This is a genomic window from Streptomyces sp. NPDC060232, from assembly GCF_042726555.1.
GTDB lineage: Bacteria > Actinomycetota > Actinomycetes > Streptomycetales > Streptomycetaceae > Streptomyces.
Map to the genome: position 1 here is coordinate 159,473 of NZ_JBHXAG010000002.1, position 19,924 is coordinate 179,396.

A 19,924-nucleotide genomic window follows, 5' to 3' on the forward strand; every position below is an offset into this window, starting at 1 on the left:
GCGTCCTCTGCGGGCGTCTCACCGGCGTTCGAACGTGGTGCGGACGTCCTTGTCGGGCCGGATGCTGTTGAGCACCTTCATCGAGATGGCGGCGTCGTGCGACGTGATGCGGTACTTACGGAGCAGCGCCTCCATGAGCACCATCGAGGCAAGGACGGCGAAGTGCTCGCCGATGCAGACCCGCGGTCCGCCACCGAAGGGGAAGTAGGCGTAGCGCGGCCGGTCGTGCTTGCCCACGAACCGCTCGGGGTCGAAGCGCTCGGGGTCGGGCCAGAAGTCGGGGTGGCGGTGCGTCACCCAGGGCACGAGGAATACCGACGTGCCCCGGGGCACCCGGTATCCGTTCAGTTCCAGGTCCTCGTTGGCCACCCGTTCGGTCATGTGCACCGACGGGAACAACCGCAGGGCCTCCGCGAGGGCAGCGCGTCCCAGGGTCTCGCGGTTCTGCGCGTAGTCGGCCGCACTGCCGCCCGCAGCCAGGTTGGCCCGGATCTCGGCCGCGATCCGGTCCTGGATCTCCGGGTGCCGCCCGATCTGGTGCAGTCCGAAGGTGAGGCCCATCGCGGTGGTCTCGTGCCCCGCCATGAACAGCAGCAGGGCCTCGTTGCGCACCTCCTGCTCGGTCAGTCCCTCGCCGGTCTCCGGGTCCTTCGACTCGCGCAGGCGGGTCACGATGTTGTCGGACGAGTCTGCGGCCGAGCCGCTGCCGGACCGGTCGATGACCCGGTCGATGAGGTCGTACAGCCCCTCGCGGGTCCGTACGAACCGGCGGTTCGCCGGGATCGGGAACCCCAGCGGGAGCTTGGGTATCTGCGTGGTGCGGGCCATGATCCCCCTGTTGGCCTCGGGGATCAGGTGGTGCAGGTCGGCCTCGGCGTCGTCCATCTCGCCGCCGAACAGGGCGCGCCCCACGACGCGCAGCGAATAGCGCATCATCGCCTGGTGGAGGTCGATCTCGGTGCCTTCGAAGCGTTCGTGCTCCACGATGATGCGCTCGGCTTCTGCCGTCATCAGCTCGGTGTAGCGGGCGACGCGCTTGGGCGTGAACAGCGGCTGGAGGATGTGCCGACGGCTGCGCCAGTACGCCCCCTCCGTGGTCATCAGCCCCTTGCCCACGAGCTCGCTGGTGGCGCGGAAGCCGTCGGTGTCCCGCCCGAAGGCGCGCTCCGACTCCATCAGGATCCGGGTCACCAGGTCGGGGTGGTAGGCGGCGAGGATGGTCTTACCCAGGGCGATCTTCGGCCCGAAGCGGTAGGACACCAGGTCCCCGTGCGCGTGGAAGCCGTTCATGAGGAACCCGAGCGGATCCGCGTTGAAGTCCGGCAGCAGGCCGGCAATGGCGTGTCCTTTGGGCCCGGGTATTTCATCGAACGGGCGGAGCGCCGTGGTGCTGGACATGGATTCTTCTCCCCGAATGTCTTTCTCCGGTGTGGAGTTGTCTGGTGCCGCATACGTGCGTTCGATCCTAGCCGGGTCAAGTGAGCGAACGGAAGCGCGATTTGCCTGGCGCGGGCCATCGGCGGGCATTACAGTGAGCCGGGTGATCGCAGTCCAGATATCGAATTCCGGTGGCGCCGACATGCTGGAGCTCGTCGACCTGCCGACCCCGAAACCAGCGTCCGGGGAGATTCTCGTCGAGGTCTCCCTTGCAGGTGTGAACTACAGGGACACCCACCTGTCGGAGGTCGAGGCGCTCTCCGGCGGGTTACGGCCGATCGTTCCCGGCATGGAAGTGGTGGGGAGGACACCCGACGGGACCCGCGTTGCCGCGGTCGTGCCCCGCGGAGGGTACGCCCAGTACGCGGCCGTGCCCGAGGCGCTGGCGGTTCCCGTTCCCGACGGCGTCGACGACCTCTCCGCGCTCGCCCTCCTCGTCCAGGGCACGACCGCATGGCTCCTGCTGCACGAGAGCGCAAGGATGCGGGCCGGGGACTCCGTGCTGGTGCAGGCCGCCGCGGGAGGCGTGGGAACCCTCGCGGTGCAGCTCGCCCAGGAAGCCGGCGCCGGCCGGGTGATCGGCCTCGCGGGCACGCCGGAGAAGCGCGCGCTGGTACTCGACCTCGGCGCCGACGCGGCCGTCGACTCCACCGCGCCCGACTGGCCGGAACGGGTGCGGCGCGCCAACGGCGGCCAGGGCCTGGACATCGTCCTCGACATGACCGGCGGTCCCGAGACCGCCCGCAGCCGCTCCCTCCTGGCCCCGCTCGGCCGCCTCGTCTTCTTCGGCATGGCGGGGCGCGTACAGCCGGACCCCGTACCGCCGTCCGAGCTGCTGGCCTCGTCCACCACGGTGGGCGGGCTGATGCTGGAGCACGCCATGACCCGCCCGGGCCTGCTGGAACGGGCGATGGGCGAGCTGTTCAGCCGGGTGACCGACGGCCGGCTGCACGTGGTGTCGGGCGGCGTCCGCGGCCTTTCCGAGGTGCAGCGGGTCCACGAGGAACTCGCGGGGCGCCGTACGGTCGGGAAGCTGGCCCTGGACCCCCGGCGATGACCGCGGAGGTCGCCCTCCTGGCGCCGGGGGAGTGCCACGTCTGGTGGGCGCGGGCCGAATCCGACCTCGCCCTCCTCGACCTCCTCGACGTGGAGGAGCGCACGCGCTCCCGCGGTTTCCTCCGGGAGCAGCCGCGCGCCCTCTACCTGACCGCCCACGCGCTGACCCGGTTGGTCGTCTCCGCGCAGACCGGCGTGCCCCCGCACCTGCTGCGCTTCGTCCGCGTCTGCAAGACCTGCGCCGGACCGCACGGCAAGCCCGCCCTGTCCGGTTCGCCCGTCCCCCTGGAGCTGTCGCTGTCCCACTCGGGCGACCGGGTCGCGGTGGCCCTCAGTCGCGGCGGTGCGGTGGGCGTCGATGTGGAACGGGTCGGCGAGCGCTGGGCGGAGTCCGTGGACGCCCTCTCCCCTGAGGAGCGCCGCGCCCTGGACCTGCTGCCCGAGGAGCGGCGTGCGCCGGGCTTCTTCCGTTACTGGGCCCGCAAGGAAGCGGTGCTGAAGGCCACCGGCGACGGACTCGTCGTCAACCCGGCCACCCTCACCCTGTCCGGGGCGGAAGAGCCGGCGGCCCTGAAGCACTGGCACGGCCGTCCGGGGGCCGAGGACCGGATCGCCGTCGCCGATCTGGACGCCGGACCCGGCTACCGGATGGCGGTCGCACGCGTGGGCGACAACGACAACGGCCTGCGGGCCGTACAGCACCAGGTGGGCGACGTACTGGCCCTGCGCCCCTGAACAGGGCGGGAAGCACCCCGCCGATGGACCCGAAACGACACCGCCGACAGCGGTCGACCCGAGGAGAGCACGCATGTCCAAGGTGATCCAGTGGTACACGGGCACCATAGCCAAGCAGCAGATCAAGCTGCTGTCCGAACACCCCGACCACACCCTCGTGGCGGTCGTCACCCAGAACCCGGAGAAGGCGGGGCGGGACGCCGGCGAACTCGCCGGAATCGGGCCGATCGGGGTCGCCGCCACCACCGACGTCGAGGCGGTCCTGGCCATGGACGCCGACTGCGTCCTGCTGAACCCGCCGTTCTGGGACGGTGAACTGGTGGCCCGGATCCTGCGGTCAGGCAAGAACGTCGTCACCCCGACCGGCGGGTTCGACCTGCGCGGTACACCCTTCCACGAGGAGCTGGAGCGGGCCTGCGCCGAGGGCGGAACCACCCTGACCGGCGGCGGCAACATGCCGGGCCTGCTCAACGACGTCATGCCGCTGGTGCTTTCCGGGTACACCTCGCGCGTGCGCGGTGTCTGGACGCGCGAGCGCAACTTCCACCGCGACTACGCGGGGGCCGAGGTACTCGGCCTGCTCGGGTTCGGAGCACCCCTGGAGGAGTGCGGCCCCGGCAGCCAGCGGGCGCAGATGCTGGGTCAGGCCTTCCACTGGTACGAGGGCCAGGCCGCCCATCTGGTCACGGACGCCCTCGGGCTGAAGCTGGACGAACTGCGCACCACGGCCTGGGACATCGTCCCGGCACCGCAGGACATCCACCTCCCTGCCAGCGGCCTGACCATCGCGAAGGGCACGGCCGCCGGCATGCGCTACGCGTTCACCGGCTACGTGGACGGGCGTCCCTGGCACACCACGGTGGTTGAGCACGTCGCGGACCTCGGGCTGGGAGAGGGCTGGCAGCAGTCCGAGGACGAGCCTGAGTTCTCCATCCGGGTGGAGGGAGACCCGGTCATCTCGGTCGATTTCGCGCATCTGGGCGTGGACGGGCTGATCCAGCTGAACGCGGCCAGGATCGTCAACCTCGTCAGTCCGGTGTGCGCGGCCGAGCCGGGCTGCCGCACGATCCTGGAGCTGCCGTTCGTGACGGCCGCACGGGCGGCGGCCGCCGACGGGCCGGCCGGGGCTAAGCGGGAAGGATGACCTTCGGGACGTCCGGGGGCGTGGGCCGGGACTCCCACTCCCGTGGGTAGCCCAGTGAGACCTCCACGTGGCGGACCCCGTCGCTCCACAAGGTCCGCGGGATGTGGAGGTGGCCGTAGACCACGGCTGAAGCCCGGAACCGGCGGGGCCAGTCGGACGTCGCCTCGGTACCGCACCACTGCGCGAATTCGGGGTGCCACAGTACCCGGGTGGGCTCCCGGACGAGTGGGTAGTGGTTGACCAGGACGGTCGGCAGCGCGGGGTCCACGGCGCTCAGGCGTTCTTCGGTGAGGGCGAGGCGGGCTCGGCACCAGGCCTCGCGGCTCGGGTGGGGATCGGGGTGGAGCAGGTGCTCGTCCGTGCACACGACGCCCGCCTTGTGAGCCGCCCTCAGCCCCTCCTCCTTCGTGGTGGCGTTCGGGGGAAGGAAGGAGTAGTCGTAGAGGAGGAAGAGGGGGGCGACGACTACCGGTCCGCCCGCCCCGTGCCACACGCGGTATGGGTCCTCCGGCGTGACCACCCCCAGTTCGCGGCAGACGGAAACGAGGTGCTCGTACCGTGCGGCCCCCCGCAGCTGCACCGGGTCCGACGGGTGCGTCCACAGTTCGTGGTTGCCCGGCGCCCACAGCACGGTCGCGAACCGGGCCGCGAGCAGGCCCAGCGCGTCCTTCACGTCGGCGACCCGCTCGGCCACGTCGCCCGCGACGATCAACCAGTCGTCCGGGTGCCGCGGTTGTAAACCCTCGAGTATGTCGCGATTTTTGGGGTGTCCTATGTGCAGGTCGCTGATCGCCAGCAGCCTGCCACTGCTCGTCCTTTCCATGCGCGGACGCTATCAAGCCGCATCCGCGCCACCGGAGCGGAGAAGCCGGGGAGACGGGGGGCGGACCCGTCTCCCCGGCTTCCGTCTGTCTACTGGAGCCCGGTGTGGACCGCGTTCGCGAGTTCACCGTTCGCGGTGTCGCCGCTGAACTCCCAGTAGAAGGCTCCCCGGAGGCCCTGCTGCCTGGCCCAGGTCATCTTCCCGGCGATGGTGGCGGGGGTGTCGTAGCTCCACCAGTTGCTGCCGCACTTGGCGTAGGCCGTGCCGGCGACGGTGCCGGTGGCCGGGCAGCTGTTCTTGAGGACCTTGTAGTCCTCGATGCCCTGCTCGTACGTGCCCGGGGCCGGTCCGGTGGCGGTGCCGCCGGGGGCGGCCTGGGTGACGCCGGTCCAGCCGCGGCCGTAGAAGCCGATGCCGAGGTTGAGCTTCGAGCCGGGGACGCCCTTGGCCTTGAGCTTGGCGATGGCGTCGGCCGAGTTGAAGCCGGCCTGCGGGATGCCGGCGTACGAGGTCAGCGGGGAGTGCGGGGCGGTCGGGCCCTGGGCCGCCCAGGCCCCGAAGAAGTCGTACGTCATGACGTTGTAGAAGTCGGTGTACTGCGCGGCGCCCGCGTAGTCGGCCTTGTCGATCTTGCCGCCGTCCGAGGCGTCGGCGGTGATGGCCGCGGTGACCAGGTTGTTCGCGCCGAACCGGGCCTTCACGGCCTGCATCAGGTTCGTGAAGGCGGCCGGACCGCTGGTGTCGCAGGACAGGCCGCAGGCGTTCGGGTACTCCCAGTCCAGGTCGATGCCGTCGAAGACGTCGGCCCAGCGCGGGTCCTCGACCAGGTTGTAGCAGGACTGGGCGAAGGCGGTCGGGTTGGCGGCGGCCTGCGGGAAGCCGCCGGACCAGGTCCAGCCGCCGAAGGACCACAGCACCTTGATGTTCGGGTACTGCTTCTTCAGCTTGCGCAGCTGGTTGAAGTTGCCGCGCAGCGGCTGGTCCCAGGTGTCGGCGACGCCGTCGACGCTCTGGGCGGCGGTGTAGGCCTTGTCGTAGTCGGCGTAGGCGTCACCGATCGTGCACTGGCCGTTCTGGACGTTGCCGAAGGCGTAGTTGATGTGCGTGATCTTGCCCGCGGTGCCGGAGGTGACCAGGTTCTTGACGTGGTAGTTGCGTCCGTAGACGCCCCAGTTGGTGAAGTAGCCGAGCTTGACCTTGTCGCCCGGGTCCGGTGGGACGACCCCGCCGGTCGTGGTGACCGTGGTGGAGCCGGAGGAGGGGCCGGTCTGGTCGATGGTGTCGCGGGCGGTGACGCTGTAGGTGTACGTCGTGCCCTTGGTCAGGCCCGAGTCCGCGTAGCTGGTCCCGGTGACGGTGGCGATCTTGGCGGAGCCCCGGTAGACGTCGTAGTTCTTGACGCCCTTGTCGTCGGTGGCCGGGGTCCAGGTCAGGGTCAGCGAGGTGTCGGCGACGTTGCTCGCGGCGGGGGCGCCGGGAGCCGTGGGGGCGGTGTCGCCGGGCTGGGTGCCGCCGTCGCAGGAGGCGCCGTTGATCTTGCAGCCGCTCGGGGCGCCGGATCCGGCGCCGTTGAAGCCGAAGCTGGCGGTGGCGCCGGGGGCGAGGGTGCCGTTCCAGCCGACGTTCTTGGCCGTCCAGTGGGTGCCCGAGCTGGTGACGGTGGCGTCCCAGGCCGAGGTGACCGAGGTGCCCGCCGGGTAGTCCCACTCCACGGTCCAGCTGCTCAGGGTGGTGGTGCCGGTGTTCTTCACCACCCACTTGCCCTCGAAGCCGGACCCCCAGTCGGAGGCCTTGGTGTACGTCGCGGTCGCGGAGGCGGCGGCCTGGGCCGGGCCGGCCAGCGCCACGAGCCCGGTGACGGGCAGGGCGAGTACGGCGACGACCGCCGCGACTCTGGTGAAGAACCGGGTGCGCCTGGTGGGGGGTGGGGATGCTGTGCTCAAGGGTGCTCCTCCGAGGTCCGTCGCGGCCGTGGGGCCGACTGCGACATGGGGGTGGGACCTGCGCCGCCCGTGAGCACGCTTTGTCATGGCACGCTCACCACAGTGTTGCGGCGAGCGTAGAAAGGTCTGGACCAACCGTCAAGAGGTCCAGACCGGTGGCGCTCGCCGCCGCCCGGCCACAGCTCCAGGCAGGACCTAGATACCCAACTCCTGTGCCAGGAACGCTGCTTGGAGTCTGCTGCGCAGCTCCAGCTTGCCCAGCAGCCTGCTGACGTGGGTTTTCGCCGTGGCCTCCGCCATCTCCAGCCGCTCGGCGATCTCCGCGTTCGACAGGCCCTCGCCCAGAGCGCTCAGCACCTGCCGCTCACGCGGGGTGAGGGAGGCGACCGCCGCCGCCCGCTCCGGCGCCGGGGCGCCGCGCGCCGGACGCGGCGCCGCGAACTCGGCGATCAGCCGGCGGGTCACCGCCGGGGCGATCAGCCCCTCCCCGCGCGCGACCGTCCGTACCGCCGCCAGCAGCTCCGCCGCGTCGGCGTTCTTCAGCAGGAAGCCGGCGGCGCCCGCCCGCAGCGCCCCGAAGACGTACTCGTCGAGGTCGAAGGTGGTCAGCACCAGTACGTCCGCCAGGCCCTCCTCGACCACCTGGCGGGTCGCGGACACCCCGTCGAGCCGGGGCATCTGCACGTCCATGAGGACGAGATCCGGCCGCAGCTCGCGGGCCAGGCGGACCGCCTCCTCCCCGTCGGCCGCCTCGCCGGTCACCTCGATGTCGCCCGCGCTGCGCAGGATGAGCACCAGCCCGGCCCGTACCGCGGCCTGGTCCTCCGCCACCACCACTCGAATCGTCATGCCTCCACCGCCTTGTCCTGCGCGGGCAGTGATGCCCGTACCTGCCACACCGCCCCGTGGCGGCCCGCCGTGAACTTCCCGCCCAGCAGTTCCGTCCGCTCCTTCATGCCGATCAGCCCGGCCCCCGATCCGGGCGCGCGCGGCCCCGGGCGGTCCCCGTAGGGCGAGTCCACCGCCACGCTCAGCTGTCCGTCCTCGTGCGCCACGCGGACCGTCACCGTGCCGGGCGCGGCGTGCTTGAGGGCATTGGTCAGGGACTCCTGGACGATCCGGTACGCCGCCAGCTCCACGGGGGCCGCCGCGGGCTCCCCGGACGGCCGGTCGTCGTGCAGGACGAAGGTCAGCCCGCTGGCCGAGCCGTTGGTGCGGGCCTGCCCGATCAGGGTGTCGAGGCCGTCCAGGGAGGGCACCGCGACCGGCTCCCGGTCGCCGCCGGCGTCCCGCAGCAGCCCGATCAGGCGGCGCATTTCGGCCAGTCCCTGCACGCTGTTCTCGCGGATCACGCCGAGCGCGTCGCGGCTGGTCGCGGCCGTGTCGATGGAGAGCGCGGCGGTGGAGTGGATGGCGATGGCGGAGAGGTGGTTGGCCACCATGTCGTGCAGCTCGCGGGCCATCCGGGCGCGTTCGGCGGCCACAGCCTCCTTGCGGTCCACCTCGGCCAGCAGAGCCGTCTGCTCGGCGCGCAGCCGGGCGGCCTCGGCGGCCTCACGGTGGTTGCGCAAGGTGGCGCCGGTCAGGGCCGGGGCGAAGCTGACGATGCCGGTGATCGCGCCGATCAGCAGGGCCTGGGGGGTGCGCAGCCAGGCCACCGAGGCGACGGTGACGACGACGGTGACCAGGCCGGTGCTGACCGGGAGCCGCCGGGCCATGGCCGGTTTCCCGTACACGACGGCCGCGTACATCAGGTCGGTGAAGATCACGACGGTGGCGAGGCTGCCGACGGTGAACTGGTCGGCGATCACCCCCGCGGTGCCGACGGCCAGCGTCACCTGCGGTGCGGTGCGGCGCAGCAGCTCCATCGCGCCGAGCACCACGAGGGGCACCAGGGCGGCCCAGGCCGGCAGGGAGCCGCGGCCGGGGCTGCTGTAGACGCCGAGCGACCAGAACACCAGGCCCGCGGCCACGCTGACCACCGCGAGGAGGACGTCGTCACGGTGGGGGCGCAGGCTCTTCTCGGTCACGGTCCCATCCAACAGGGTGCACGGCCGCCGCACGTCGGCGGAGCGGCCGAGGCGCGGCTACATCGAAGGATGCAGGCGCACATGGTCATTCGCGACGACGAAACGGGCGGCGGCGGGCGGGAGCCTTGGAGGACGACGCACCCGAGCGGAAGGAGAATCCCGTGATCGTCGCGTTGATCATCGCCTGTGAGGTCGGCTTCTGGGTCCTGCTGGCGGCGGGACTCGCCCTGCGCTACCTCGCGAAGATGCCGCGGCTGGGCGCGGCGGTCCTGCTCTGCGAGCCGCTCATGGAGCTGGTCCTGCTGGTCGTCACCACGGTCGACCTCAAGAACGGCGCCGAGCCGGACTGGAAGCACGGTCTCGCCGCGCTGTACATCGGCTACACCGTCGCCTACGGGCACTACACGGTCAAGTGGCTCGACGGGCACGCCGCGTACCGGCTGGCCGGGGGGCCGAAGCCGGCGGGCGCCGGCTACGGCAAGGAGCGGGCCCGGCACGAGTGGAAGCTCTGGGTCCGTACCGTGGTCGCCGCCGCCGTCGCCCTGGCCCTGCTGCAGGCGGCCGTCTGGTACGTCGGCGACGCGGGCGACGTCAGCTCACTCAAGGCCTGGCAGTTCGGCGCCCTGCGGGTCGTCGGCATCCACGCCCTGGTCGCGGCGGCCTACACGATCTGGCCGAAAGAGGCCCCCGCGGGTGCTGAGAAGGACCGCTCTTCCCTCACCGCGAGCGAGCGCCGGTAGGCAGGGCCCCGACCCTAGGGGCGTGTCCTGCCTACCGCTCGCCGCCCGGCACCCACAGCACGTCTCCGACCTCCTTGTTGGCCACCCGGGCCAGGATGAACAGGAGGTCGGAGAGGCGGTTGAGATAGGTGGCGGTGAGCGGGTTCATCGTCTCGCCGTGCACCTCCAGCGCCGCCCACGTCGACCGCTCGGCGCGCCGGACCACCGTGCAGGCCTGGTGCAGCAGGGCCGCGCCGGGGGCGCCGCCGGGCAGGATGAAGCTGCGCAGCTTCTCGACCTGCTCCAGGAAGAGGTCGCAGTCGGCCTCCAGCTTGTCGACGTAGAACTGCTCCACCCGCAGCGGCGGGTACTCGGGGTTCTCCACGACCGGGGTGCACAGGTCCGCGCCCACGTCGAACAGGTCGTTCTGCACCCGGACCAGCACCTTGACGACCTCCGCCGGCAGGCTGCCGAGCGCGATGGCCGTCCCGATGGCCGCGTTGGCCTCGTTGGCGTCCGCGTACGCGGAGATCCGCAGGTCGGTCTTGGCCGTGCGGCTCATGTCGCCCAGGGCGGTCGTGCCCTTGTCGCCGGTACGGGTGTAGATGCGCGTCAGGTTCACCATGCGGCCAGGGTAGACGGGCCCGCCGGGCGCGCGGCGGCCTCGGGCGGCGCGTGAACTGTGAGGCAGCGCACCGGGCATGGGCCGTACCGGTGTGATGTCCGTCATCTGAGACGTGACGCGTGTTACTTCGCGGTCACACCGCACCCCCCGGACGCTAGTCTCCGCCGGAGTGGCTACGAAGCCGTGCCGTATTTGAGAACAACGAGGGGTGTGCAGTGGCTGGGAAGCTCGCCGTCATCGGTGCGGGACTCATGGGTTCCGGGATCGCTCAGGTCTCCGCTCAGGCGGGATGGGACGTCGTGCTGCGCGATGTCACCGACGCCGCGCTGACCCGGGGCACGGACGGGATCAAGGCCTCGTACGACAAGTTCGTCTCCAAGGGCAGGCTGACGGCCGAGGACGCCGAGGCGGCGCTCGCGCGCATCACGACGACCACCGACCTGGACGCCGTCGCCGACGTCGACATCGTCGTGGAAGCGGCCTTCGAGAAGATCGAGATCAAGCACGAGATCTTCCGCGCGCTCGACAAGATCGTGCGTGAGGACGCCATCCTCGCCTCCAACACCTCCGCCATCCCGATCACCAAGATCGCTGCCGTGACGGAGCGTCCGGAGCGGGTCGTCGGCGCGCACTTCTTCTCGCCCGTCCCGATGATGCAGCTGTGCGAGCTGGTCCGCGGCTACAAGACGAGCGACGAGACCCTCGCCGCGACCCGGGCGTTCGCCGAGTCGGTCGGCAAGACCTGCATCGTCGTCAACCGCGACGTGGCCGGCTTCGTGACGACCCGTCTGATCTCCGCGCTGGTCGTCGAGGCCGCGAAGCTGTACGAGTCGGGCGTGGCCACCGCCGAGGACATCGACATCGCCTGCAAGCTGGGCTTCGGGCACGCGATGGGCCCGCTGGCCACCGCCGACCTCACGGGCGTCGACATCCTGCTGCACGCCACCAGCAACATCTACACCGAGTCCCAGGACGAGAAGTTCGCGCCGCCGGAGCTCATGCGCCGCATGGTGGACGCCGGGGACATCGGCCGCAAGAGCGGACAGGGCTTCTACAAGCACTGAGAGCGGTCCACCCACTGAGCGCCATCGTTCGAATGCCTTCACTCGTCAGGGTGAATTAGGTATCGGTTCGCTCACGGTCGGCAACTTCCCTGCCCGCGCGGCAGTCAGTTGCAGTGAGAGTTGCCGACCACGGACCAGTTGCCATACGTACGCAGTACTGCCGGGAGTACACATGCACATCAGGGGCGACCACGCCGAACTCGCTGTCGGGGGCCGCCTCGACGTGCGCAGCGCGGCGGACGCCCGTACGGCCCTCCACACCGCCCTCGACGACGGCCACGGCGACCTCGTGCTCGACCTCACCGGGCTCGACTCCTGGGACGCGACCGGCCTCGGCGTGATCATGGGCGCGCACCGGAGGGCCGGCCGGACGGGACGACGCCTCGTCCTGCGCGGGGTGCCGCCGCAGATGCAGCGGCTGCTCGTGGCGACCCGCCTGCACCGGATCCTCGCGATCGAGGGCGGCCTGGAAGCCGAGTCGCTGCCCCGGGTCTGACCCGCAAGCCGCTGACCTTTGCATTTCCTGCGGAAAGTAACGGTCCGGTGGTGATCGAGCCCCTACGGTTTCCCGCACGACCGGCCACGGTCTAGGGTTCGGGCGGTAACCGGACCAGTGGCGACAGCGGGTGCGCGACGGCCGGGCGGTACGACGGCGAGGCGCGCGGCCCGCGATGGGGGACTGGGTCATGGACCGTACACAAGGGCAGAACGGGCGGGACGAGCAGGTCGCGGGCGACCCCGGGACGCCGTCCTCCGCTTCCGCCGCCGGGACCACCTCACCCGCGCCGCCGCCGGCACCGTCCGGTCCCACCGGGCCCGCGCGCGTCGTCACCCTGACCGCCGGCGACTTCACCCTCACCGTCAACCCCGTCGACGGCAGCGAGATCGAACCGCTGCGGCCCGGCACCGAGCGCGGCCGCCCCGCCAAGCGCGACACCGCCGCCCGCGCGGCACGGGACGCCGCCGCCCGGCCGCCCGTACTGCCCGGCCCCCCGATACCCGCCCGGCCCCTGCTCGCCCGCGGTGAGGAGCTGGAACGGCTCGTACGGCTCCTGGGACGCGGCCGGTCCGTACGCCTGACCGGACCTTCCGGTTCCGGACGCAGTGCGCTGCTCGACGCGGTCGCCGCCCGGTGCGCGGGCCTCGCCCCCGACGGGGTCGTACGGCTCAGCGGGTACGGACACCAGCAGCCCGGGGAACTGCTCCACGCGCTCTACGCGACCGTGTACGACGCCCCGCGGGAACGCCCCGAGCGCGACGAGCTCCTCGCCCGCGTGCGCGACATCGGCGCCGTCGTCCTCCTCGACGACCTGGAGATGGGCGGCAGCGCCCTCGACGAGCTGCTGCGCGCGACCCCCGAGTGCGCCTACCTGCTGGCGGCCACCCCCGACACCAAGGCCCCCTGCGACGACTCCCACGTCGAGGAGGTGCTCCTCACCGGCCTCGGCAAGGACGACTGCGTGGCGCTGCTGGAAGCGGGCCTGGGACGGCCGCTGACGGAGGAGGAGACCACCTGGGCGGGCGACCTGAGGTTCGCCTCCGAGGGGCTGCCGCTGCGCTTCGTACAGGCCGCCGCGATGCTGCGGCAGCGGGACGAGCTCAACCACAGCGACGAGGACGACGACGAGGAGGAGCCCGGCGTCTTCGAGGAGCGCCCGCGCGACAGCGGTGTGGTGCCGCTGCCGACGCTCGCCGAGGGCGCGGCCCCGGCGGAGCTGCTCGCGTCGCGGGTCAGCGAGTCGGCGCGGGCGGCCCTGCGGATCGCCTGCGCGCTCGGCGGCGAGCTGCCGCACCACGCCCACCTGCCGGCGCTCGTGGGGGACACCCACGCGGACACGGCGGTGGCGGAACTGCTGGACTGCGGGCTGCTGACGCCCGTCGGGACGCGCTACCGGCTGGCCGCCGGGGTCGCCCGCCAGCTGGAGGACGTCGGCTACGCGGACACCGCGTCGGAGGAGGCCCGTACGGCCGCCCGGCACTACGCCTGGTGGACCGGGCACGCCTCGGTGGTCCCGGAGCGGGTGGGGAGGGAAGCGGACGCGGTGCTCGCGGCGCTGGCCGGCGCGGACGTGGTGGCCGCGGCGGTACTGGCCCGTACGGCCGCCCCCGCCTTCGCGGCCTCGCTGCACTGGGAGGCCTGGGAGCGGGTGCTGCGCTCGGGAGCGGAGGCCGCGCGCAAGGCGGGGGAGGTCGCCGAGCAGGCGTACTTCCACCACGAGCTGGGGGTGCTGGCCCTGTGCGAGGGACGCATCGACCGGGCCCGCGCCGAGTTGGAGACCTCGATCGGGCTGCGGGGCGCGCTGGCCGACAAACGGGGCACCGTGGCGGGCCGGCGGGCGCTGGCGCTGGTCGTGGACCGCGAGGCCGCGGGGGCGGCGGCCTCCCCGCCGCTGCGCCTGGAAGCTCCCGCGGCGGCCTCGGAGGCCGTGACGGTGGCGACCCCCGCCACCCCCGCCACCCCCGCCACGTCGGCCACCCCCGCCACGTCGGCCACCCCCACGACGCCGCCCGCACGGACGACGCCGGCCGCACGGACGAACGCGGTCACGAAGGCCCTCCCGGCGGCGAAGCCGACTCCCGGCGTACGGTCCGGTTCGGCTGCTCCGGACGCGGCACCGCGCGTGGATCCGGCCGTCTCCGAGGCCGCCGTGACCCGCGTGGCCCCTGTGACGCCCGCGGTCCCCGTATCCTCCGAGGCGATCAGCCGGATGACCCCGGTGGTGCCCGTGAACCAGCGCTCCGAGCCGCCCACGACGCTCTCCGAGGTGTTCGAGGACGCCTTCCCGCTGTCGCCTCAGCCGGCCCCGCCCGCCGCCGCCCCGGTCCGCGCCACCGCCCCCGCCAAGCCGTCCCAGGACCCGGGCCGGCGGCGGCGGGTGCTGCTGGCCGCCGCGGGAGCGCTGACGGTCCTCGCACTGGGCACCGTCGTGAGCCTGGCGATGAGCCCGCCGAGCTCCTCGGACACCGAGCCCCCCGCGGACGGCCCCGCCGTCTCCTCGACTCCGACCTCCGCGTCCCCCACCACGGTGCAGCAGAACAGCGGGAACGATCCCGTGGAGGAGCCGCCCGTGACGACGCCGTCGGCCGGGGGCGCCACCCCGGCGGCGAGCGCCGCCGCGCCCTCGCCCGGCCGTACGCCGAGCCGTACCCCCTCCCGCCGCCCGTCCTCGACGCCGAGCGACTCCCCGCGGCCGGGCACCCCTTCGACCGCACCGACCACCGCGGAACCGACCGCGGCCCCCTCGGAGACCGGCGGGGCCACGCCGACGGCCACGGCGCCCACCGGACCGGGGACGGCCACCGCCACCTCGCAGACCACCGCCACCTCGCAGACCACGGCCCCCTGAAACGCCGACGGCTCCGTCCTCGCGGACGGAGCCGTCGTACGTTCGCCGAACGGGATCAGAACAGGCGGAGCTTGTCGTCCTCGATGCCGCGCAGGGCGTTGTAGTCCAGCACCACGCAGTCCATCCCGCGGTCCGTCGCCAGCACCTTCGCCTGCGGCTTGATCTCCTGCGCGGCGAAGACGCCCCGGACCGGGGCCAGGTGCGGATCGCGGTTGAGCAGCTCCAGGTAGCGGGTGAGCTGCTCCACGCCGTCGATCTCGCCGCGGCGCTTGATCTCCACGGCCACCGTCGCGCCCGAGGCGTCCCGGCACAGGATGTCCACCGGGCCGATCGCCGTCATGTACTCGCGCCGGATCAGGGTGTAGCCCTCGCCCAGCGTGTCGATGCGGTCGGCGAGCAGCTCCTGGAGGTGCGCCTCGACGCCGTCCTTGATGAGCCCCGGGTCGGTGCCCAGCTCGTGCGAGGAGTCGTGGAGCACCTCTTCCATGGTGATGATGAGCTTCTCGCCCGCCTTGTTGACGACCGTCCACACACCGGCGTCGTCACCGCTCCCCTCTTTGAGGGTGCACGGCGGCGACATCCAGTTGAGCGGTTTGTACGCCCGGTCGTCCGCGTGGATCGAGACACTGCCGTCGGCCTTCACGAGGATCAGACGGGGTGCCGAGGGCAGATGGGCGGTGAGGCGGCCCGCATAGTCGACGGAGCAGCGGGCAATCACGAGACGCATGGTCGGCAACGCTACTCGACCTACGGCCCTCCACGCGATTCGCCCCTGAAAGCCCCGTTCGCCGATGGCGCGTTGTATGCGCATTCTCCTGGTGCGTCACCCACGGGGCGCCTACCGTGGTGAGCGGGAGGTCGTCGAGCGTGCACTCTGCGTCGCGATCTCCTTCCCTGCCCGTAAGGCTCCGGCAACCAGTCAGCCGGGGTCGCGAGAGGAGAACCCATGTCGCTCGACGTCTCACCGGCCCTACTCGAACAGGCCGAGCGAGGCGAGGTCGACGAAGCCGCCTTCGTCGACTGCGTCCGGACCTCCCTGCCCTTTGCCTGGGAGATGATCAGCTCGCTGGTGGCCCAGCTGAAGGTGGACGGCGGCCAGTTCGCCGACAACCAGACGCCGCCGCCCGACGAGCAGGCGCGTGGGCAGCTGCTGCGCGCACTCGCGAGTGACGCGATACGCGGTGCGCTGCAGCGGCACTTCGGAGTGCGCCTGGCATTCCAGAACTGTCACCGGGTGGCGGTCTTCCCGCTGGATCCCTCGGTGGACGACCGGCTGGCCAAGTTCACTTCGATCCGCGGTCAGCTGCTCAACCAGTCGCCGGAACTGCGGGACTGCTGAGCCAGGGCCCGAGCCGGTAGATCTCGGCCGAGACGGGGCAGGACTTCGACGCCGAGCCGTCGTACGTTCTCCTCCGTCGCGGCGAGGTCTCCGGAGCCCTCCGCCAGCAGGGCGAAGCGCGTGATGCCCGTGCGCGCGGCGGTGGCGGCCAGGCGGTCCGCCGCCAGCTGAGGAGTGCCCACCGGGTGCAGGTCGCAGAGCAGTTCCGTGTACGCGAGCGGATCCCGCATCGCGCGCACGCGGCCGTCCACGGTCACGTACGCGTCCAGGCCCAGCCTGAGCCAGCCCGGCATGGACTTCAGCAGGGTCTCGCGGGCGTCCGCGGTGCTGTCCGCGATCTGGCACACCCCGGCGGACACGTGCCCGGCCGCGGCCACATGCTCGGGGGAGTGGCCCGCCGCGAGCGCGGTGCTGCGCCACAGCGCGACCATCTCGGCCTTGTTCTCGTCCCCGCAGTGCATGCCCAGCAGCATCGGCAGGCCCCGCCGGGCTGCCATCCGCACCGACGACGGCGAGGTACAGGCCACGATGACCTCCGGGCCCGGTCCGTCCCCGTCCAGGGCCTCCGACGGCCGCGGTACGACGGCCACCTCGCGGAAGGCGTACCGTTCGCCGGCGGCGCCCACCCGCGCCTGCGTGAGCCACCGCCGCAGCAGGTCCAGGGACTCCGGGAAGTGCTTCTCGTAGGACTCCAGGCCGCCCCCGAAGACCTCCAGGTCGACCCACGGCCCACCGCGCCCCACCCCGAGCGTGAAGCGGCCCCCCGAGGCCAGATGCAGCAGCGCCGCCTGCTCCCCGAGGGCGACCGGGTGCGTGCTCGGCAGTACGCTCACGGCCGTGCCCACCCGGAGCCGGCGGGTCCGGCCCAGTAGCAGGCCCGCCAGGGTCACCGCCGACGGGCAGACCCCGTACGGGACGAAGTGGTGCTCGGCCAGCCAGACCGAGTCGAGCCCGGCCTCCTCCGCCACCTCCGCGGTCCGCACCGCCCGGTGCAGTGCCTCGCCCTGTCCCTGGCCCGGGAACTGGGCCGCCAGTACAAACGCTCCTACGCGCATCGCCTTTAGCCTCCTCGCGGCTGACGCGGCCTCCCCAGGTGGACCGGTTCTTCCTATGGCAACAACGTCTGACACGTGCCAAAGGCACGGGCTGACACGAAAGTTATTGGGATTGTCGGGCCAGTCCCGGTCGTCGGCCCGGCCGCCCGTAGACACCCTGCGGTTACCCGGCCTCGCTGCGCGTAGTCTGGAAGAAAGTCACTGCCGTCAGCCCATCCGTGAGGTATACGTGTCACCGCGCAACAACCGCCGCAGGGGCGGCGAGACGCCGGACGAGCGCCCGGGGAGCGGCCTGGACCGCTTCGGGCTGGAGCGCACCGAGGAGTACCAGGGCGAGGACTGGATGGTCCGGCACGTCGCGGGCGCGAGCGCGGCGGGCAAGCGCTACCGCTGCCCCGGCTGCGACCAGGAGATCCCCTCCGGCACCCCGCACCTGGTGGCCTGGCCCGAGTACGGCGGCGTGGACGACCGGCGGCACTGGCACAAGGCCTGCTGGAACGCGAAGGACCGCCGCACCACGAAGGTGCAGCGGTCCCGCAACGCGCCGAGGTACTGACCCCGCAGAGCACGGTCGGGCAGGTGCCGCTACACGTCCCGGCGGCCGACCATGACGTACGAGGCGGCCACGGCCGCGCCCGTGATCAGCATGATGATCAGCAGGTGGGAGAGGTTGCTCGGCGCCGGGCCCAGGTCGCCGCCCTCCTGTATGCCGAAGAGCTGGCTCAGCGCCACCGGCACGTTGCGCTGGAGGACCGCCTGCCCGATGGGGGCCACGGCCTCCCAGACCGTCAGCATGGCCCCGATCACCGGCGGCAGCGTGACCACGCCCAGCATGACGGCGATCGCCCCCGCCGAGTGCCGCACCAGCGCGCCGATCGCGAGCGCGAGCACGCCGAGCAGGGTGACGTAGAGGCAGCCGGCCGCGGCGCCCAGCCATTCGCGCGCCGCGTGCGGGCCGGCCGCGGACCCGCCGTGGGCGAGCATGGCGGCGATCCCGACCACGAAGACGGACAGCGTGGTGACGACGAAGGCCGTGATGCTGAAGACGAGGTACTTCGCGGTGAGCACGCGGAAGCGGTCCGGGGCGGCGGTGAACGTGGTACGCACCAGGCCCGTGGCGTGCTCCGAGGCGATGGTCAGCACACCGAGGACCATCACCGCGACCTGTCCGACCATCAGGCCGAAGAGGGCGGGCGTGGTGAAGGAGATGGACTCGTAGTCCTGGTCCACGGTCTGGGTGACGAAGAGCAGTCCGATGCCGACGACGGTCAGCACGAGGGCGCCCAGCGTCCACAGGGTGGAGCGGATCGAGATCAGCTTGGTCCACTCCGAGGCGAGGGCGTGCCCCAGGTGCGGCCGCGGCGTGGGCAGCGGGGAGCTGTAGCTGCGCGGCTGATCCGCTGTCGTGGTCGTCGGGGTCATCGGGTGTCCTCCGCGGAGTCCTTGGCGGTGCTCGCGAGCTCGCCGGGCTTGCCGGGCATCAGGAAGGGCTTCCCGCCCGCCCCGGGCGGCGGCGGGGCGAAGAAGCCCGCCCGCGGGACCTCCGGGGCCGCCGGCCCGTCCTCCCAGTCCGGGAGGGCCAGCGGGTCCTGCTCCCACAGCTCGGCCCGCGGATCCTCGGTGGAGGTGTACTCGACGGCGGACTGGGTCATCCGCATGTACGCCTCCTCCAGCGAGGCCCGGTGCGGGGACAGCTCCCACAGCCGTACGCCGGCCGCGTGCGCGAGGTCGCAGATGCCGGGCAGCTCCAGGCCCGTCACGCGCAGTGCTCCGTCGGGCTCCTGGAGGACCCGGCCGCCCGCCTTGGCGAGGGCCCTGCCCAGCGTCTCCCGGCCATCGGGATCGGTGTCGGCCGCACGCACCCGAGCGAATCCGGCCGAGTTGTGCGCGATGAACTCCTGCGTGCCCATGTCGGCCAGCAGCCGTCCGCGGCCGATGACGATCAGGTGGTCGGCGGTCAGTGCCATCTCGCTCATCAGGTGCGAGGAGACGAAGACGGTGCGGCCCTCGGCGGCGAGCCGGCGCATCAGGTTGCGGACCCAGAGGATGCCCTCGGGGTCGAGCCCGTTGACCGGCTCGTCGAACAGGAGCACCTGGGGGTCGCCGAGCAGCGCCGTGGCGATGCCCAGGCGCTGGCCCATGCCGAGCGAGAAGCCCTTCGTGCGCTGCCGGGCCGCGTCCTGGAGGCCGACGACGGCCAGCACCTCGTCCACCCGCTTCTCCGGGATCCCGGAGAGCTGGGCGATGGACAGCAGGTGGGCACGGGCCCGGCGTCCGCCGTGGACGGCCTTGGCGTCGAGCAGTGCCCCGACGTGCCGCTGGGCGTTCGGCAGCTCCCGGAAGGGGAGGCCGTTGATCGTGACATGACCGGAAGTGGGCCGGTCGAGGCCCAGGATCATGCGCATGGTCGTGGACTTCCCGGAGCCGTTGGGCCCCAGGAAGCCCGTCACGTGACCCGGCCTGACCTGGAAGGACAACTGGTCGACGGCGGTCTTGGCGCCGTAGCGCTTGGTCAGGCCGACTGCCTCGATCATCTTGCTGCCCCTTACCAGGCCGGGACGACTTTCGCCCGTGTAAGGGTTAAGAGGATAGCGAGGATCCTACGGT

19 protein-coding genes are annotated in these 19,924 nt (G+C 72.0%); 9 read left to right on the forward strand and 10 right to left on the reverse strand.

Annotation, left to right across the window (positions count from 1 at the left end):
* Positions 1–18: 18 nt before the first annotated feature.
* Positions 19–1,398: a cytochrome P450 gene (locus tag ACFWFZ_RS04535; protein WP_387116540.1), complete on the reverse strand. Its 1,380-nt coding sequence runs from the start codon at positions 1,396–1,398 to the stop codon at positions 19–21.
* Positions 1,399–1,540: 142 nt separating this feature from the next.
* On the opposite strand from ACFWFZ_RS04535, the gene ACFWFZ_RS04540 reads away from it, so the two are divergent.
* The 3 genes from ACFWFZ_RS04540 (at position 1,541) to ACFWFZ_RS04550 (ending at position 4,372) form a co-directional block, all read left to right on the forward strand.
* On the forward strand, positions 1,541–2,494 hold the full coding sequence (locus ACFWFZ_RS04540) for a zinc-binding alcohol dehydrogenase family protein (protein ID WP_387116542.1): 954 nt from the start codon (positions 1,541–1,543) through the stop codon (positions 2,492–2,494).
* Positions 2,491–3,228 carry a 4'-phosphopantetheinyl transferase family protein gene (locus ACFWFZ_RS04545; protein ID WP_387116545.1) on the forward strand — a complete coding sequence of 246 codons (738 nt, stop codon included), beginning with the start codon at positions 2,491–2,493 and terminating at the stop codon, positions 3,226–3,228. Before ACFWFZ_RS04540 ends, ACFWFZ_RS04545 begins: the two co-directional genes overlap by 4 nt.
* A gap of 73 nt (positions 3,229–3,301) precedes the next feature.
* Positions 3,302–4,372: a dihydrodipicolinate reductase gene (locus ACFWFZ_RS04550; protein WP_387116548.1), complete on the forward strand. Its 1,071-nt coding sequence runs from the start codon at positions 3,302–3,304 to the stop codon at positions 4,370–4,372.
* Here the strand turns inward: ACFWFZ_RS04550 and ACFWFZ_RS04555 are convergent.
* The 4 genes from ACFWFZ_RS04555 to ACFWFZ_RS04570 all read right to left on the reverse strand — a co-directional run bounded on the left by ACFWFZ_RS04555 (position 4,356) and on the right by ACFWFZ_RS04570 (position 9,168).
* Positions 4,356–5,195: a metallophosphoesterase family protein gene (locus tag ACFWFZ_RS04555; protein ID WP_387116551.1), complete on the reverse strand. Its 840-nt coding sequence runs from the start codon at positions 5,193–5,195 to the stop codon at positions 4,356–4,358. The genes ACFWFZ_RS04550 and ACFWFZ_RS04555 overlap by 17 nt on opposite strands.
* Positions 5,196–5,284: 89 nt before the next feature.
* Complete coding sequence (locus tag ACFWFZ_RS04560; RefSeq protein WP_387116554.1) at positions 5,285–7,138, reverse strand: glycosyl hydrolase family 18 protein; 1,854 nt, start codon at positions 7,136–7,138, stop codon at positions 5,285–5,287.
* Positions 7,139–7,333: 195 nt separating this feature from the next.
* Complete coding sequence (locus tag ACFWFZ_RS04565) at positions 7,334–7,987, reverse strand: response regulator (protein ID WP_387116557.1); 654 nt, start codon at positions 7,985–7,987, stop codon at positions 7,334–7,336.
* Positions 7,984–9,168 (reverse strand): sensor histidine kinase, encoded by a 1,185-nt coding sequence (locus ACFWFZ_RS04570; protein WP_387116560.1) that lies wholly within the window; start codon positions 9,166–9,168, stop codon positions 7,984–7,986. The genes ACFWFZ_RS04565 and ACFWFZ_RS04570 overlap by 4 nt, the downstream gene beginning before the upstream one ends.
* Before the next feature lie 161 nt (positions 9,169–9,329).
* Between ACFWFZ_RS04570 and ACFWFZ_RS04575 the strand changes: the two genes are divergently transcribed.
* Complete coding sequence (locus ACFWFZ_RS04575; RefSeq protein WP_387116563.1) at positions 9,330–9,908, forward strand: hypothetical protein; 579 nt, start codon at positions 9,330–9,332, stop codon at positions 9,906–9,908.
* Between the two features lie 31 nt (positions 9,909–9,939).
* Here the strand turns inward: ACFWFZ_RS04575 and ACFWFZ_RS04580 are convergent, their stop codons facing one another.
* Complete coding sequence (locus ACFWFZ_RS04580; RefSeq protein WP_387116566.1) at positions 9,940–10,512, reverse strand: cob(I)yrinic acid a,c-diamide adenosyltransferase; 573 nt, start codon at positions 10,510–10,512, stop codon at positions 9,940–9,942.
* Between the two features lie 215 nt (positions 10,513–10,727).
* Here ACFWFZ_RS04580 and ACFWFZ_RS04585 point away from each other — a divergent pair, with 215 nt between their 5' ends.
* The 3 genes from ACFWFZ_RS04585 (at position 10,728) to ACFWFZ_RS04595 (ending at position 14,923) form a co-directional block, all read left to right on the forward strand.
* Entirely contained in the window at positions 10,728–11,576 is an 849-nt protein-coding gene (locus ACFWFZ_RS04585) for a 3-hydroxyacyl-CoA dehydrogenase family protein (RefSeq protein ID WP_356812375.1), read from the forward strand.
* A gap of 172 nt (positions 11,577–11,748) precedes the next feature.
* Complete coding sequence (locus tag ACFWFZ_RS04590) at positions 11,749–12,072, forward strand: STAS domain-containing protein (protein ID WP_030153791.1); 324 nt, start codon at positions 11,749–11,751, stop codon at positions 12,070–12,072.
* A gap of 190 nt (positions 12,073–12,262) precedes the next feature.
* Positions 12,263–14,923, forward strand: a complete 2,661-nt coding sequence (locus tag ACFWFZ_RS04595) for an ATP-binding protein (protein WP_387116569.1) — start codon at positions 12,263–12,265, stop codon at positions 14,921–14,923.
* A gap of 55 nt (positions 14,924–14,978) precedes the next feature.
* On the opposite strand, the gene nucS is transcribed toward ACFWFZ_RS04595, so the two are convergent.
* Positions 14,979–15,650 carry an endonuclease NucS gene (gene nucS, locus ACFWFZ_RS04600; RefSeq protein ID WP_387116572.1) on the reverse strand — a complete coding sequence of 224 codons (672 nt, stop codon included), beginning with the start codon at positions 15,648–15,650 and terminating at the stop codon, positions 14,979–14,981.
* 219 nt (positions 15,651–15,869) lie between these two features.
* Between nucS and ACFWFZ_RS04605 the strand changes: the two genes are divergently transcribed.
* Positions 15,870–16,262 carry an SCO5389 family protein gene (locus ACFWFZ_RS04605; RefSeq protein ID WP_030037139.1) on the forward strand — a complete coding sequence of 131 codons (393 nt, stop codon included), beginning with the start codon at positions 15,870–15,872 and terminating at the stop codon, positions 16,260–16,262.
* Here the strand turns inward: ACFWFZ_RS04605 and ACFWFZ_RS04610 are convergent.
* Complete coding sequence (locus ACFWFZ_RS04610; RefSeq protein ID WP_387116575.1) at positions 16,223–17,317, reverse strand: LLM class flavin-dependent oxidoreductase; 1,095 nt, start codon at positions 17,315–17,317, stop codon at positions 16,223–16,225. The two genes, ACFWFZ_RS04605 and ACFWFZ_RS04610, sit on opposite strands and share 40 nt — an antisense overlap.
* 229 nt (positions 17,318–17,546) lie before the next feature.
* On the opposite strand from ACFWFZ_RS04610, the gene ACFWFZ_RS04615 reads away from it, so the two are divergent.
* Entirely contained in the window at positions 17,547–17,873 is a 327-nt protein-coding gene (locus ACFWFZ_RS04615; RefSeq protein WP_387116578.1) for an ATP/GTP-binding protein, read from the forward strand.
* Between the two features lie 29 nt (positions 17,874–17,902).
* Here ACFWFZ_RS04615 and ACFWFZ_RS04620 read toward each other — a convergent pair whose 3' ends face one another.
* Together ACFWFZ_RS04620 and ACFWFZ_RS04625 are read right to left on the reverse strand one after the other, a co-directional pair.
* Complete coding sequence (locus ACFWFZ_RS04620; RefSeq protein WP_387116580.1) at positions 17,903–18,739, reverse strand: ABC transporter permease; 837 nt, start codon at positions 18,737–18,739, stop codon at positions 17,903–17,905.
* Positions 18,736–19,851, reverse strand: a complete 1,116-nt coding sequence (locus tag ACFWFZ_RS04625; protein WP_387116583.1) for an ABC transporter ATP-binding protein — start codon at positions 19,849–19,851, stop codon at positions 18,736–18,738. The genes ACFWFZ_RS04620 and ACFWFZ_RS04625 overlap by 4 nt, the downstream gene beginning before the upstream one ends.
* Positions 19,852–19,924 lie beyond the last annotated feature (73 nt).

Coding starts and splice junctions, on each gene's coding strand:
- ACFWFZ_RS04535 (WP_387116540.1), bottom strand. CDS start 1,398: ATGTCCAGCACCACGGCGCTCCGCCCGTTCGATGAAATACCCGGGCCC.
- ACFWFZ_RS04545 (WP_387116545.1), top strand. CDS start 2,491: ATGACCGCGGAGGTCGCCCTCCTGGCGCCGGGGGAGTGCCACGTCTGG.
- ACFWFZ_RS04550 (WP_387116548.1), top strand. CDS start 3,302: ATGTCCAAGGTGATCCAGTGGTACACGGGCACCATAGCCAAGCAGCAG.
- ACFWFZ_RS04555 (WP_387116551.1), bottom strand. CDS start 5,195: ATGGAAAGGACGAGCAGTGGCAGGCTGCTGGCGATCAGCGACCTGCAC.
- ACFWFZ_RS04565 (WP_387116557.1), bottom strand. CDS start 7,987: ATGACGATTCGAGTGGTGGTGGCGGAGGACCAGGCCGCGGTACGGGCC.
- ACFWFZ_RS04580 (WP_387116566.1), bottom strand. CDS start 10,512: ATGGTGAACCTGACGCGCATCTACACCCGTACCGGCGACAAGGGCACG.
- ACFWFZ_RS04590 (WP_030153791.1), top strand. CDS start 11,749: ATGCACATCAGGGGCGACCACGCCGAACTCGCTGTCGGGGGCCGCCTC.
- ACFWFZ_RS04595 (WP_387116569.1), top strand. CDS start 12,263: ATGGACCGTACACAAGGGCAGAACGGGCGGGACGAGCAGGTCGCGGGC.
- nucS (WP_387116572.1), bottom strand. CDS start 15,650: ATGCGTCTCGTGATTGCCCGCTGCTCCGTCGACTATGCGGGCCGCCTC.
- ACFWFZ_RS04605 (WP_030037139.1), top strand. CDS start 15,870: ATGTCGCTCGACGTCTCACCGGCCCTACTCGAACAGGCCGAGCGAGGC.
- ACFWFZ_RS04610 (WP_387116575.1), bottom strand. CDS start 17,317: ATGCGCGTAGGAGCGTTTGTACTGGCGGCCCAGTTCCCGGGCCAGGGA.
- ACFWFZ_RS04620 (WP_387116580.1), bottom strand. CDS start 18,739: ATGACCCCGACGACCACGACAGCGGATCAGCCGCGCAGCTACAGCTCC.
- ACFWFZ_RS04625 (WP_387116583.1), bottom strand. CDS start 19,851: ATGATCGAGGCAGTCGGCCTGACCAAGCGCTACGGCGCCAAGACCGCC.